The organism is Scopulibacillus darangshiensis (assembly GCF_004341035.1).
Classification (GTDB): Bacteria; Bacillota; Bacilli; order Bacillales; family Sporolactobacillaceae; genus Scopulibacillus; species Scopulibacillus darangshiensis.
In genome coordinates this window covers 35,323-50,254 of the sequence record NZ_SLXK01000031.1, presented here as the reverse complement: position 1 = coordinate 50,254, position 14,932 = coordinate 35,323, and the positions used below count along the sequence as shown (strand labels likewise).

Here is a 14,932-nt window from a genome sequence, read left to right as displayed (position 1 = left end):
GAGTATTATAAAGGAGTACATGGTCAGGAATATAAACTATCGGATATTCTCTAACCAAAAAAGGACCGGGCGGTTTTTGCCCGGTTTTTCTTAATCAAAAACTTGAGATTCATGATTAAAAAGAATTAAGATATTAAAAGAGCATTTTTTGGCGGCAACAAGAGGGGAGGGATAAGAGTGAAATGGCTAAAGGTGTCGCTGCAAACAAAAATTCTTGGCCTTGTGCTATCCCTTGTCCTTTTTATTATCGTTCTATTAACCGTGATTTTCACATACATCGAAGCAGGACAAATTGAGAGACAAAAAGGCAGGCTGGCACTGGAAGTATCCAAAACCGTTTCATTCATGCCCTCTGTCATCTCGGCTTTCGAATTAGACGACCCAGCGATAAAAATCCAGCCGATTGTTGACAAGATTAGAAGAGAAACAGGGGCTGAATTTATTGTTGTCGGCAATAAAGATGGCATTAGATACTCACACCCTATTCCTGCCAGGATCGGCAAACACATGAAGGGCGGGGATAATTACCGCGCACTAAAGTTGGGTGAATATTACACATCAAAGGCTATAGGGTCACTTGGCCCTTCCTTAAGAGGGAAGTCTCCTATTTACAATAAGAAAGGCGAGATCATCGGCATTGTTTCGGTTGGTTTCCTCTTAGAAGATATCAAACATCAGATCGTTAATAATGTGATTAATGTGACACTTGTTGCTGTTCTTGTCCTTAGCTTTGCCGTCTTTGGCAGTGTTTTGTTGGCACGCAACATTCGCAAAGATACGATGGGGCTTGAGCCATACCAAATTGCTTCCCTCTATAAGGAAAGGGAGGCTGTGCTGCAATCTGTAAAAGAGGGGATTCTGTCGGTTGACAAAACCGGCACCATTACAATGTTGAATCAGACAGCAAGAAAACTCTTAAACTTTAGAGGGGATTTTCATTATCTTAAAATAGACGATCTCCTGCCGCAAACACACCTTTATGAGGTCATAAAGACAGGAAAGCCTCAAGTGGACAAAGAGCTCCAGTTGGAAAATAGAACTGTCATCGTGAACCGGACCCCGATTTTTGACAAAGAAGGTGTGGCAGGTGTTGTCGCTTCCTTTCGTGATAAAACAGAAGTTGAACAAATGATTAATACTCTTTCAGAAGTCAAAAGGTATTCTGAAGATCTCCGGGCACAAACCCATGAATTTACAAACAAATTATATGTTTTATCAGGCTTGCTGCAGCTAGGGGAATACGATCAGGCGATCGAAATGATTCAAAATGAAACCACCGCATTTGAATTTCAGAATCGCATTCTCTTTGACCAAATTGGTGATGCAAAAGTACAAGCCATATTATTAGGAAAGTTAGGCAAAGCATCGGAAAAAAAAGTTGCTTTTAATATTGATGCTAACACAACGCTCTGTTCTTTACCGGCACATATCCGCTTATCACATTTGATCATTATCATCGGCAACCTTTTAGACAATGCCTTTGAGGCAGTTTCAAAGTGTGAACATCCAGAAGTAAGTTTTTTTGCGACAGACATTGGTGCGGACATTATATTTGAGATAAATGACAATGGTGTTGGCATCTCTGAAGAGGATAGGCACCAGCTTTTTGAAAGGGGCTTTACACGGAAGGAAGGGAAAGAACCAAGAGGGTATGGTCTTGCGAACACATTTGAGGCTGTAAATGAGCTTAAGGGGCTTATTGAAGTCCAAAGTGAGGCTGGTGAAGGCGCTGTGTTTACTGTTTACCTTCCAAAAGTCCTAAAAGGGGGAGATCGAGCAAATGGAAACCATTAAAGTGGCGATTGCCGAAGATGACTTTCGGGTCGCTCTGATTCACGAAAAGTTTCTCAAAAAAATACCCGATGTGGAAGTGGCCGGACGGGCTTTAAATGCCGAACAGACTTTTGCCTTATTGCAATCACAAGAAATCGATCTGTTGCTGCTTGATATATACATGCCGGACCGACTTGGAACAGAGATTTTGTCATCAGTACGGAGGGATTTTCCACAAGTTGATGTGGTTATGATTACCGCCGCAACGGATAAAGCTTTTCTTGATATGGCGATCCGTTATGGCGTGCAAAATTATTTAATCAAACCCGTGACGATGGAACGTTTCACGGAAATGATTCATCAATATATCGAAACAAGGGTGCTCTTCCAAACTCAAGAGGAGATTAATCAGGAATTCGTTGATCGCCTATTCGGAAAACTACATCAAGTAAGCCCCCCCGCTCACAGCGAACTGCCCAAGGGTATAGATGAGATTACTTTACAAAAAGTATTGGCTGTTCTGAAGAAGAGTAACGGGGGTTTGAGCGCAGAAATGGTTGGTCAAAGAATGGGAGCTTCCAGAACGACAGCCAGACGTTATTTGGAATATCTGATTTCTATTGAGCGCTGCAAAGCTGAAGTTGAATACGGCATTGTCGGCCGCCCTGAAAGAAAATACTATGGCCTTTAACAAAATTAAAAAAACAAGTTTTCCAAGGCCTATATACCCGACGCACTGGGACCGCATTTTGCGATTATTACAGCCATTATTAGCAAAGGAAATTTTTAAAGTGGGCCTGCGGATCGGCATTAGCAATGATTGTTGTGGCTGTTATTTTGGGAATCATTTCTTTCTAAACAAAATAAAGATAATATCGGGCAAAATCACAAATGGTGGTTTTGCCTTTTTTATGCCCGTGAACAAAATGAACAAAACAGCCAAAATAATCTTAAAGACCTTTATGTTGAAAACGGTTACAAAAGCACCATGGTAAATTACACTTTTACTTAACAAAGAAAGGGGATGTAAATATGAAAAAAAGCATGCTTTTAATTTTTGGACTTATTTTAACTTTGGGACTATCAGCCTGTTCTTCACAGTCATCAGGAGAGGGAGAAAAGCAATACCCTAAAGGAAATCTGCAGATTATTGCACCTGCAACACCAGGCGGCGGCTGGGATGCCACAGCGCGGGCTATGCAAAAGGTATTTAAAGATAATGATTTAATTACAAACAATATCAACGTCGTTAATAAACCGGGTGGCGGAGGTGAAGTCGGGTGGAAGTACCTCAAAAATCAAAAACCGAACCATTTAGCGATTAACTCAAGTCTTGTGTTGACAAACAACCTTCTTGGTTCTAGCGACTTAACTTATAAGGATTTCACGCCGCTCGCTATCCTCACAACTGAATGGGAGGCTGTTGTTGTTCCTAAGGATTCACCGATCAAAAGCGCCAAAGATTTAATGAAAAAATTGAAAGTTAATCCTAAATCATTAAAAGTTGCCGTTGCGCCATCCCTCGGAAATGACGATCATCTTTCCTTTGTCCAAGCGGCTAAAACGTATGGCGTAGATGCAACGAAATTAAACTTTTTGGTTTACGGCAGCGGCGGTGACACTGTAACTGCTTTATTAGGTAAGCATGTTGATGTGGCAACAATGTCGGTTTCAGAAGCAAAGGAACAGTACAAGGCCGGCAAATTCAGAATTCTTGCGGTGACTTCTAATAAACGAATTAAGGGATTAGATGATGTGCCAACATGGAAAGAGCAAGGTGTTGACATGGAGTTTCCTCACTGGCGCGGGGTAATGGGACCGCCTGATATGACAAAAGAGCAAATTGCTTATTGGGATAAAAAGCTGAGTAAAATGGTGAAATCGGATGATTGGAAGAAAATCATGAAAAATAATGATTGGGAACCTTACTATAAAAATAGTAAAGAAACCAAGAAATTTTTAAAAGAGCAAAACAAAATGTACAAGGACCTGATTGATGAAGCTGGCCTTGCCAAAAAATAAATGAGTTGAAAACCAATGACGGGCATCGGTCCAATTCATCCCGGTGCCCTTATTTTACTCACGGAAAGGAAGTAACAGGATGATTTTAAGAATGCTGGTGCCTGCTTTTGTTAGTTTCATCGGTTTATCTTGGTTTATTGCTTCAGTCCTATTGCCGAAAGCACCGCTGGGAGACCCGAATGGTCCTATGTACTATCCACTGATTCTGAGCGGTTTTTTATTTGTCATGGGTGTCATTTATTTTATACAAGAACTAAAGGTAAGGCATCAAGAAAAAGGAATTTTAAAGAAGTTGTTTGCAGGACGGACGCCTAAATTAATTATTGCAGCTCTTATTTTAAGCATCTTATACACATTGACGTTTGAAAAATTAGGATTTCTTGTTTCTACCATTATTTTTTTGGGACTGTTGCTATTTGTAATCAACGGGTTTCGCGGATGGAAGAAATGGGTGACAAATATAGCGGTAGCTGTGCTATTTTCATTTGTCTTGTGGTATGGTTTTTCACAGCTGCTAGGCATCGGTTTACCGTAATGAAGGAGGGGTACTATGGGATATAACATTAGCGACATGATTCAAGGTTTTCATACTGCACTGATGCCAATTAATCTATTATTCGTTGTCATAGGCGGATTTCTTGGCACCATCGTTGGCATGCTGCCGGGATTAGGTCCCGCAACGGCGGTTGCCGTTCTCATACCGATTACATTTGGCATGGACCCTATTTCCGCATTGATTTTAATGGCAGCCATTTATTATGGTGCGATGTACGGCGGTTCAAGAAGTTCGATATTATTGAATACACCAGGGGATGGTTCGGCGATTGCGGCAACTTTTGACGGTTATCCTATGGCCAAGAAGGGGCAGGCAGGACAGGCGCTGGCCATGTCAGCGATTGCTTCGCTTATCGGAGGGTTAATCGCAGTAGTAGGGTTCATTCTACTTGCAGGACCTTTGGCCAAATTCGCATTAAAATTTGGCCCTGCCGAGTATTTTTTATTATTTTTATTTACCTTATCTGCCATTGTTTCATTATCTAAAGGGGCGATGGTTAAAGGCTTTATTTCAATGGCGGTCGGATTATTGCTGAGTACGGTAGGTATCGATCAGCAAACAGGCGTTTATCGCTTCACATTCGGCATTTCTCAATTAAGCGACGGCATCGATTTTCTCGTAGTTATTATCGGCATCTACGCTGTTGGTGAAGTCTTATATAATCTGATTGGGATTGACAAACTGTCATCGAAAGGCAAAAAGGGTGTTGGTAAAATATGGATCACGAAAGAACAATGGAAACGCTCACTAGGCCCTATATTGAGAAGCGGTCCAATAGGATTTGTGATAGGTTGTTTACCAGGAGCGGGCGGATCGATTGCATCAATGCTGAGTTACACAACAGAAAAGCAAATATCGAAGCGTCCCGATGAATTTGGCAAAGGCGCGATTGAAGGACTGGCGGCACCCGAATCATCAAACAATGCGGCTTCTGTCGGGGCGATGATTCCGCTTTTGACGATGGGAATACCTGGTTCCGGAACAACAGCAGTCATGCTTGGTGCGCTTGTCATGATTGGTTTAAGACCCGGGCCGCTATTATTTAAAGACAGTCCTGATATGGTATGGAGCTTGATTGACAGCATGTTTATCGGCAATATTTTCTTGGTTATCATAAATATCTTGTTAGTCGGTCTACTCGTAAAAATACTTGACACACCTCCAAAAGTTCTTTACCCAATTATTTTGGTTCTGGCATTTGTCGGGACTTACACAATGAATTACAGTATTGTTGATTTTTATCTTCTTATGATCTTCGGAATTATCGGTTTGGTTATGAAACTTTTAAAATTCCCTATTGCGCCGTTAATTTTAGCATTAATCGTCGGGGGCGATATGGAACAAAACTTCCGAAAAAGCTTAGTATCATCAAATGGCGATTTAGGGGTTTTCTTCCACTCGGGGATTAGTATTACCCTTATTGTTTTAACGCTGCTCTCACTGACCTATCCATTTATCATTCAATGGTTCAAAAAACGAAAAAAATCCGCAGACCCTGCGAATGAGAGTATGTAACAGGCCTTTATTTCAATATGCTTTAGATACAGCCTTTCCTATGTATGGAATGGCTGTTTTTTTTTTGATAGTTGCAAATCTGCTATTTGGAAAATAGCGATGGGAAATTTACATGAATTTTACTTGATCAAAATATTACACTGCTAAAATTATGGGTGACGAAATATAATTTATATTGCGGGAGGCACAAGTCTCGCGGAGGGGGGCGAGGCGCTTTGCTGGATAATAAAGATCAGGCGCATCATACAGGGGAAAAAGACCTGGGCGAAGACACTGATTGGATGCGGAACACCCAATCAAACTGGCCTCATGAAGAGGTTGATAAATTGATTGAAATGAACAAAAAGCTGTCACGGAAACTTTTTTTGACCAATTGTTTATTGGCTGTCGCCATAACCATCATTGTCATTATAAGTCTTTCAAAGCTATGATAACCATATGCCATAAGATGTCTTTATTTTGGCATTAGGAAAGGGAGAGAAAATGGATTCACTAATTAAGGAAAAACGATATGCTTTATATGTCGCATCAGGTAAACTTTATTCTGCACAATGCAATCCGTTAATTATTGATTTAGCACCGTATATAAAGGAGCGGGAGGCGGCATGCCGCGAATACATTGAGACATACGAAAAAGTGTATGGCCAGCTCCCGAACGATGATGATTTACAGATAAGTCTAATTGATGGCTGACAAAGGTTAACTTTTATTCTTTCTTGTTTGAAAAAAGTCACCCGTGGTTTTTTGTTTCCCGGTTTCAGTTAAACCATTATGTTTTGTTCTCTTCAAAACAGGAATATGCTTTGAGCAATGAATATAGGCTTCATTTAGAGAGATTAGAACCCATCTCTCTGCCTTGGTGCCCTCTGAATTATATATCGTGTTTTTGAGTGTTTGGTCTTGGAGAATATCCTGGAAAAAACGGTCATTTTCAATGATGTCCGCGGTCCCGTTCACATGAAGGCCCACTTGGTGTTGAAAGAAATCGACGAACATGAGTCCAATATGGGGATTTTCATAGATATTACCTAAGCTCGCCATCACACCGTTGCCGCGATATTCGGGATAGGCGAGGGTTGTTTGATCAAGCACCCTTACAAACCCTTTTGTGCCGGATTTGAATGATGCGTCACACTCACCAGTTTTATTCGCTGTTGATATGAACACCATATCTTGTTCAGCTATAAAATCAATCATAAGGCTGTTTAGATAAGAAAGCATTTGGTTTTGATAAAAGGCCAAGGCTTGTTTTTCAGTTCCGTATTTTTTCTGGAGATATCGCTCTCCGCTATTATAATTCAACGTTATCACTCCACATCTAAACCTAAGACAATTATAATGCCAATAATCCTTATAACAAAAGGGATTTACACGCATATTTTAAAGAAAAATGCTCGATCGCCATCATATTGTAATAAGTAAATGGGGCCGCGCGAAATAATGTAATAATGACATTTTTCAAAATATGACTTGAAAAGTTACCATACTTTGCATACAATAAGTTATGAAAACGATTGCAGTACCATCGTTTTTTTATTTCACCACGACTGAAATCGATTTCACACTTTTTTGGAGGATCTGCACTATGCCTACTATTGAAGATGTTGCTAAATTAGCAGGATTGTCCCCGGCAACGATATCACGGGTAATCAATAACCACCCGTATGTATCACAAGAAAAAAAAGATATAGTGGCTAAAGCAATGAAGGAATTGGGCTATGTGCCAAACTCGAACGCGCAGAGGCTTAGGAGACAGAAGACGGAAACGATAGCCGTACTCATTCAGCGGATCGCCAATCCTTTTTTTAGTCAGCTTGTTGAAAGCATGGACATCATTGCGGATAGAAATAACTACAAATTGCTTATTTGTCAAACCAACAATGATAAAGAAAAAGAACTCAAGTATTTAAACCTGCTGAAGACAAAACAGATCGATGCTGTCATTTTTGCTTCGATCGAAAATGAATGGTCAATTGTCGAAGGATTTCTAAAGTATGGTCCGATCATTTTTTGCAACGATTTTGCCGAAACAGCTCCCGTCCCAATTGTCTGTCTTGATCAGTATAAGGGGTCTTATATTGGCACGAAGCACCTTATTGATAGAGGCTATAAAAGGCTTTCTTATTGCGGGGGATCCAAAGCAACGTGTTTAAGCCGTGATCGCAGGGCGGGCTTTATGGCTGCGGTTAAAGAGGCTGGATTAAATGTTTCGGATCAATGGTTATTTAAAGATGCATTGACAATTGATGATGGAAAACAAATTTTACGGGAGATTGCCTCCATGGATAATCGGCCTGATGCGATTTTTACCGGCAGTGATGAAGTCGCTGCAGGATTAATTACAGAAGCAAAGCGTCATGGCATAACCGTCCCAAATGATTTAGGCGTCCTTGGATTTGATGATCAGCCGATCGCAGAATTAGTTGAGCCAGGCATTACTACAATCCATCAGCCGGTGCGAAAGATCGGAATCAAAGCTATGGATGTCATGATTGATATATTGGTTAGCAAGAAGAAGCTGGAACACCAATTTATTCAGCTGCCATTTCACTTAGTCGTAAGGGAATCAACAAGATAAAGGAGGGAAGAAATGAAGGGTCAGTACCCTTGGATGTGAAAACGATTTCAGAAAGGATGTGTCAGATGAAAGTAACGAAGATAAGAGGATTATTAACATGCGGTGCTTTGTCAATGGTGTTGATTCTTGCATCATGCAGTTTAAGCGTGGGATCGCAAGGAGGTTCTTCGGAAAAATCAAATGGCGGTAAGATCACCATTGTGTATGCGACCGGAAAGGATACCACAGGTGCAACAAAAATGATGATCGATGCGTTTGAAAAAAAATATCCCAATATCCATGTTAAATATAGGCAAATGCCGGCAGATTCCGGTAAGCAGCATGATGCATACGTGACTATGCTCAATGCCAAGTCATCGGAAATCGATGTTTTCAATATCGATACGGTTTGGCCGGCCGAGCTCGCGCAAGCCGGTTATGTCTATCCGCTTGACCGCTTCATTAAGAAAGGCCATGTTGATCTCAGTCAATATAACAATGCCGCCATCAGTGCCGGACAATTTAATGGCAAGCAGTGGGCGATACCGTTGTTTATCGATGTCGGTCTATTATTCTATCGGACCGATATGGTAGACGCGCCACCTAAGACATGGGATGACCTGATTGCAAAAGCAAAAAAGTTAAAAGGTGAGAAAGGAACGGATTACGGCTATTTAATGCAAGCCAAACAATATGAGGGATTAGTGACGAACGCTGTTGAATTCATCTATGCCTATGGAGGTGAAATACTCAATGACAATGGTGATGTTGCCGTAAATAGCCCGGGTACGATAAAGGGACTGAAGAAAATGGTTGAGATCGCGAATTCTGACTTTGTCCCAAGGAATATCACAACTTTTATGGAAACGGAATCCCATACAGCTTTTATTGAGGGAGAATCACCTTTTATGCGAAATTGGCCATATGCCTATTCAGTAGCCAATGATAACACACAGTCAAAAATTGCTGGGAATGTCGCCGTCGCACCTTTGCCAGAGGGTGATAAAGGCAGAGCATCAGCGCTCGGGGGCTGGATGGTGGCGATGAATAAGTATTCCGAACATAAAAAGGCGGCATGGAAATTACTGAAGTTTCTAACTGGTCCTGAAGGAGAAAAAATTAATGCGATCAAGGGAAGCCACGCCCCGGCGATCATGCCATTATATAAAGAAAAAGATGTGCTTGCGGCAAACCCGTTCTTTGGGGAAAAGGGTTTTCTTGAAGGAATTAAGGCGGCGGTCCCGCGCCCGGTCGTTCCGAACTATCAAGAGGTATCTGAAATCATTCAAATTCAAGTCTCCAAAGCCATTGCCAAACAGGAAACAGCCGAGCAAGCAGTCAGGAATATGGAAAAACAACTTAAAGCTGTTCTGAAATAACAGTGCTTTAAACATTTGATTAGGAATTGAGGTGTATGTATGGCAACCGATAGCAATAAACCAAAAATTGACAAATGTGAGAAACGCACAGCTTATTTACTTGTGGCGCCCGCGTTAATTTTAATTTTGGTGATTGCCATTTATCCTGTTCTTCAGTCCTTTTACTTCAGTTTGTTTGATTTACGATTAAATGATCCGCAAAAAGCGGATGTTCATTTAAATTATAACGTTGATCTTGAACAGTATTTTTACTATTATCCATTCCTTGTCGATGACTTAACGGAAGAGGTAAAAGCAGCAAATGGGACCGAACGATCCAGGTTAAAAAAAATCAAGCAAAACTTGCAAGGATTGGATCAAAATATCAGGAAGGACGCCAAAGAAAACTATCAAAAGGTAAAAGAGATCCATCAAAATTTTGAATCGCCGAGTACATCATTAAGTGTTGTCAAAATAAGTGATAAGACAGCGAAATCCTTTCAAAGCACGATCGAAAAAGTGAACAAACAATTAAAACAAATTAGCAATGATAATGAACTTAAGAACGAAAAGGACGTAATCGGTCTCGCAAACGGACTTAAAGGTGTGATTTTTGAACCGAATTATATTGGCTTTCATCATTATGCTGAGGAATTAAAGAGCAGCCGGATGTGGTCATCCTTGTGGAACACCGTTTTCTTTACGATTGTCTCTGTTTTTATCGAGTTTGTCCTTGGCCTTGCCATTGCTCTTCTCATAAATAAAGCTTTTTTTGGCCGTGGCTTGATTAGAGCAACCGTCTTAATTCCCTGGGCAATACCGACCGCTGTCTCAGCTTTGATGTGGAAGTTCCTCTATGATGGTCAATATGGGGTAGTCGCAAAATTCTTTTCCGAAATCGGATTGCTCGATCATATGAGTGCATTGCTGTCATCAAAGGCTGGGGCGATGTTTTCCGTCATTTTGTCAGATGTGTGGAAAACAACACCTTATATTGCGCTTTTGCTCCTGGCCGGTCTGCAAGTGATTCCGAAATCACTTTATGAAGCCGCATCGATCGATGGCGCCAGCAAGTGGAAACAGTTTACAAACATCACATTGCCGATGTTGAAATTAAGCATTCTTGTCGCTCTATTATTCAGAACATTGGATGCTTTCCGTGTCTTTGACCTGATCTATGTATTGACCGGAGGCGGTCCGGCAAATTCAACAGAGACAATATCGATTCTTGCATATAAAGTAATGTTTTCCCAAACGAATTTTGGTGCCGGGTCAGCGTTATCAGTGATAGTCTTCATCTGTGTCGCCTTCATTTCAATGATCTTTGTTAAGGTGCTTGGTTCTGATCTTCTGCCGGAAAGCTCGAAAAAGTAGGGAGGGATAAAAATGGAGAAAAAAGCCGGACCGCTCTTTTATGTCTTTATGGTGATCTTTGTTTTCATCGTGATGTTCCCGTTTATTTGGATCTTCTTAAGCTCGATAAAGCCTTCGTCCGACCTGTTTGGCGATAACGCCTTTGATTGGTTCAGTGATGAGCCGACATTCAAAAACTATGTGTCGGTGTTTACGAATTATCCTTTTCTGAAGTATTTATGGAACAGCTTCGTCGTTTCTTCAATCACAACCATTTATACAGTTTTCATTGCCTCTTTTTGCGCTTATGCCATAGCCAGAATGCAATTCAGAGGTAAGACGGTGATTTTGGGTTTGGTTTTATCCGTATCCATGTTTCCGCAAATTGCGACATTATCACCGATTTATATCATTTTGAAGAATTTAGGACTGACCAACAGCTACATAGGTCTGATTATTCCTTACACAACGATCACACTGCCGCTGTCAATTTGGATTCTTGTTGTGTTTTTTAGAAAGATTCCACATGATCTCGAGGAAGCAGCGAAAATCGATGGGGCGACACATATGCAAACCTATTGGAAGGTCATTTTTCCACTCGCTGTCCCGGGCCTTTTTACAACAGCGATTTTAGCCTTTATTGCTGCTTGGAATGAATTTTTATTCGCCTTAACGATCAATACATCTGATAATTATAAAACAGTTCCAGTCGGCATAGCCATGTTTCAGGGACAGTACACGATTCCATGGGGTGAAATTTGCGCTGCAACGGTTGTCGTTACCATCCCGCTAGTTATTATGGTGTTAGTTTTCCAAAAACGGATTGTGTCAGGTTTAACATCAGGATCCGTTAAAGAATAAATAGGAGTGATTGAAATGAAAATTACAGTCTGGAATGAAAACCGGCATGAAAAGAAGAATCCTCGGGTAAAGGAAGTATATCCGAATGGTATCCATGGCGCGATCGCTGCTTTTTTGGAAAAAGGCGGTTTGGACGTGACAACCGCAACATTGGACGATCCCAATCAAGGTTTAACTGATGATGTCTTAAGCAAAACGGATGTATTAGTTTGGTGGGGCCACATCGCGCATGAGGAAGTCAGAGATGACATCGTCGATAAAATCCAAGCCCGCGTTCTTGATGGGATGGGATTGATCGTTCTCCATTCAGGACACTTTTCGAAAATCTTCAAAACGCTAATGGGGACGTCGTGCGATCTTAAATGGCGGGAAGCGGGTGAAAATGAGCGGCTTTGGGTTGTGGATCCGGCGCATCCGATCACTGAAGGATTAGGAGAATATATCGATCTCGAAAAGGAGGAGATGTATGGGGAGCATTTCGATATTCCGGCACCTGATGAACTTGTCTTTGTCAGCTGGTTTGCCGGCGGGGAAGTCTTCAGAAGCGGCTGCACATATAAGCGGGGCCGGGGGAAAATTTTTTATTTCAGACCGGGCCATGAAACATATCCGACGTATTATAACGAAGACGTGCAGAAAGTTCTTGTCAATGCCGTTCATTGGGCAGAACCGGTGAAAGGGCCGAAGCCGATATATGGGAATGCGAATCCGCTGGAACAAATTTAATCACATTTCAATGATGGAGTTGAGGACGATGACAAAATTAAGGGTTGCGGTGATTGGCTGCGGAAGTATTGCAAGACACCGCCACTTACCGGAATATGAGGCAAATAAGCACGTTGAGATTACTGGTGTCTGTGACATTATTGGAGACCGAGCGGAGGAACTGGCAGTCAAATATGGAGCCAAAGCCTATACTGATTATCATGATTTATTGGAGGATCAGACGATTGGGGCGGTCAGCGTTTGTACACCAAACTACCTGCATGCACCAATCACTGTTGATGCGCTTAACGCCGGAAAGCATGTCCTTTGTGAAAAACCGATGGCAACGTCAAGGACAGAAGCACTGTCGATGATTGAGGCTGCGGAGAGAAACAATAAAAGGTTAATGATTGGGCATAATCAACGGTTTGTACCATCACACCAAAAAGCGAAAGCAATAATTGAGAGCGGTGAGATTGGGAAAATCTACAGTTTCCGTACGACCTTTGGCCACGGCGGTCCGGAATCATGGAGCATTGATGGTAAAGACAGCTGGTTTTTCAAGAAAGATCAAGCCTTTATTGGCGCCATGGGTGATCTGGGTGTTCACAAATCAGATCTGATTCGATATTTGCTTGGTGAAGAGGTTGTCGAGGTTGCAGCACTTGTTGAGACGAAGGCCAAGGAAAATACGGATGTGGATGATAATGCCGTCTGTGTCTTAAAAACGGAAAGCGGCATCATTGGAACGCTAACGGCAAGTTGGTCCTATGTGCCTGTTGAAGATAACTCTACCATTATATATGGGGAGAAGGCGATCATGAGATTAGAGGATGATCCGAAATATTCATTGGTTGTGCAATACGAGTCAGGTGAGAGAGTGAATTATGAACTAGGTCAAATTCAATCTAATGATGAGGGCGGACAAACAGGCTCTCATGTCATTGATCACTTCGTAACTTGCGTCCTTAATGATGCGCCGTCGCCGGTATCAGGTGAAGAGGGCATGAAATCACTTGATATAATTTTGGCGGCGCTTGAGTCGAATAGGGCGAAACAAGTTGTGAAAGTGGAAACGTCATATTTTAAAAATAAAAAAGGAGTGTAATCTATGAAACTAGGTGTATTTACTGTGCTATTTTCAGAGAAATCTTTTGAGGACATGCTTGATTATGTAAAAGCGGCAGGGCTTGATGCTGTTGAAATTGGGACCGGCGGCAACCCGGGCAATGCCCATTGTGATCTGGATGCTTTGCTTGAGAGCGAGGACAAAAGAAAAGCCTATATGGAGGCTATTCATTCTCGGGGGCTGTCTATCAGTGCCTTCAGTTGCCATGCCAATCCGATTATCCCAGACAAAGCCTATGCAAATGAGTCACATGACACTTTTATTAAAACAGTCCGGCTCGCCGAAATGCTGGATGTGCCGGTTGTCAACTGTTTTTCAGGGACGGCGGGTGACCACGAGGGTGCAAAATATCCGAACTGGCCTGTGTCGCCTTGGCCGACTGAGTATAGTGATGTTCTTAAGTGGCAATGGGAAGAAAAGCTCATTCCTTATTGGAAAGATGCTGGTCAATTTGCCGAGGACCGTGGGATCAAAGTCGGTCTTGAACTGCATGGCGGATTCCTTGTCCACACACCTTATACATTATTGAAATTAAGAGAGGAAACATGTCCTTCAATTGGCGCTAATCTAGATCCGAGTCACTTATGGTGGCAAGGCATCGACCCGGTGGGTGCAATTAAAATTTTGGGTAAAGCCGAGGCGATTCACCATTTCCATGCCAAGGACACATTCATTGACCAGGACAATGTCAACATGTACGGCTTAACCGATATGCAGCCTTACGGAAATGTGCAGACGCGGGCTTGGACATTCCGATCCGTCGGCTGCGGACACGGCATTCAGGAATGGTCAGACATGATGAGTGCACTTCGTACTTACGGTTATGACTACGTTGTCAGCATTGAGCACGAAGACCCGCTCATGTCAGTAGAAGAAGGCTTTAAGCGGGCCGTGACCAATCTGCAATCAGTCTTAATTAAGGATAAGCCGGCAGATATGTGGTGGGCTTAACTTAAGGGTAAAAAGTGCATAAGGGAAACGCAGGGTCTTCATCGGTGTGATGAAGACCCAAATTCATGAGAATAGCTGCGGTGATCATTGACAGATTCAGTATTTCTTTGTCAAACTGATACTAAGCAAAAAGATTTGAAAGGGTTTAATTG

General features: G+C 41.9%; 15 protein-coding genes. 14 read left to right on the top strand and 1 reads right to left on the bottom strand.

Annotated elements, in window-relative coordinates; translation table 11 throughout:
- Positions 1-177 precede the first annotated feature (177 nt).
- The 7 genes from EV207_RS17150 (at position 178) to EV207_RS17120 (ending at position 6,559) form a co-directional block, all read left to right on the top strand.
- Positions 178-1,794, top strand: coding sequence for an ATP-binding protein (locus EV207_RS17150; protein ID WP_132747376.1), 1,617 nt, complete (start codon positions 178-180; stop codon positions 1,792-1,794).
- Entirely contained in the window at positions 1,781-2,464 is a 684-nt protein-coding gene (locus EV207_RS17145; protein ID WP_132747375.1) for a response regulator, read from the top strand. Before EV207_RS17150 ends, EV207_RS17145 begins: the two co-directional genes overlap by 14 nt.
- Before the next feature lie 341 nt (positions 2,465-2,805).
- On the top strand, positions 2,806-3,795 hold the full coding sequence (locus tag EV207_RS17140; RefSeq protein WP_132747374.1) for a tripartite tricarboxylate transporter substrate binding protein: 990 nt from the start codon (positions 2,806-2,808) through the stop codon (positions 3,793-3,795).
- A 79-nt stretch (positions 3,796-3,874) separates the two neighbouring features.
- The gene (locus EV207_RS17135; protein ID WP_132747373.1) at positions 3,875-4,330 is read left to right on the top strand and encodes a tripartite tricarboxylate transporter TctB family protein; all 456 of its coding nucleotides are present in this window, start codon (positions 3,875-3,877) and stop codon (positions 4,328-4,330) included.
- 15 nt (positions 4,331-4,345) lie between these two features.
- Entirely contained in the window at positions 4,346-5,866 is a 1,521-nt protein-coding gene (locus tag EV207_RS17130; RefSeq protein WP_132747372.1) for a tripartite tricarboxylate transporter permease, read from the top strand.
- Between the two features lie 215 nt (positions 5,867-6,081).
- Positions 6,082-6,297, top strand: a complete 216-nt coding sequence (locus tag EV207_RS17125; protein WP_132747371.1) for a hypothetical protein — start codon at positions 6,082-6,084, stop codon at positions 6,295-6,297.
- Between the two features lie 52 nt (positions 6,298-6,349).
- Positions 6,350-6,559 carry a hypothetical protein gene (locus tag EV207_RS17120; RefSeq protein ID WP_165886990.1) on the top strand — a complete coding sequence of 70 codons (210 nt, stop codon included), beginning with the start codon at positions 6,350-6,352 and terminating at the stop codon, positions 6,557-6,559.
- A 6-nt stretch (positions 6,560-6,565) separates the two neighbouring features.
- Here EV207_RS17120 and EV207_RS17115 read toward each other — a convergent pair whose 3' ends face one another.
- Positions 6,566-7,168 carry a pyridoxamine 5'-phosphate oxidase family protein gene (locus EV207_RS17115; RefSeq protein WP_424511380.1) on the bottom strand — a complete coding sequence of 201 codons (603 nt, stop codon included), beginning with the start codon at positions 7,166-7,168 and terminating at the stop codon, positions 6,566-6,568.
- Between the two features lie 283 nt (positions 7,169-7,451).
- Here EV207_RS17115 and EV207_RS17110 point away from each other — a divergent pair, with 283 nt between their 5' ends.
- From EV207_RS17110 to EV207_RS17080, 7 genes are all read left to right on the top strand, one after another.
- Positions 7,452-8,444, top strand: a complete 993-nt coding sequence (locus EV207_RS17110; protein WP_132747368.1) for a LacI family DNA-binding transcriptional regulator — start codon at positions 7,452-7,454, stop codon at positions 8,442-8,444.
- Between the two features lie 65 nt (positions 8,445-8,509).
- The gene (locus EV207_RS17105; protein ID WP_132747367.1) at positions 8,510-9,802 is read left to right on the top strand and encodes an ABC transporter substrate-binding protein; all 1,293 of its coding nucleotides are present in this window, start codon (positions 8,510-8,512) and stop codon (positions 9,800-9,802) included.
- Between the two features lie 39 nt (positions 9,803-9,841).
- On the top strand, positions 9,842-11,155 hold the full coding sequence (locus tag EV207_RS17100) for an ABC transporter permease subunit (RefSeq protein WP_132747366.1): 1,314 nt from the start codon (positions 9,842-9,844) through the stop codon (positions 11,153-11,155).
- 12 nt (positions 11,156-11,167) lie between these two features.
- Positions 11,168-11,995 carry a carbohydrate ABC transporter permease gene (locus EV207_RS17095; RefSeq protein ID WP_132747365.1) on the top strand — a complete coding sequence of 276 codons (828 nt, stop codon included), beginning with the start codon at positions 11,168-11,170 and terminating at the stop codon, positions 11,993-11,995.
- A 15-nt stretch (positions 11,996-12,010) separates the two neighbouring features.
- Positions 12,011-12,721 (top strand): ThuA domain-containing protein, encoded by a 711-nt coding sequence (locus tag EV207_RS17090; protein ID WP_132747364.1) that lies wholly within the window; start codon positions 12,011-12,013, stop codon positions 12,719-12,721.
- 28 nt (positions 12,722-12,749) lie between these two features.
- The gene (locus tag EV207_RS17085; RefSeq protein WP_132747363.1) at positions 12,750-13,808 is read left to right on the top strand and encodes a Gfo/Idh/MocA family protein; all 1,059 of its coding nucleotides are present in this window, start codon (positions 12,750-12,752) and stop codon (positions 13,806-13,808) included.
- A gap of 3 nt (positions 13,809-13,811) precedes the next feature.
- Complete coding sequence (locus EV207_RS17080; protein ID WP_132747362.1) at positions 13,812-14,780, top strand: sugar phosphate isomerase/epimerase family protein; 969 nt, start codon at positions 13,812-13,814, stop codon at positions 14,778-14,780.
- Positions 14,781-14,932 lie beyond the last annotated feature (152 nt).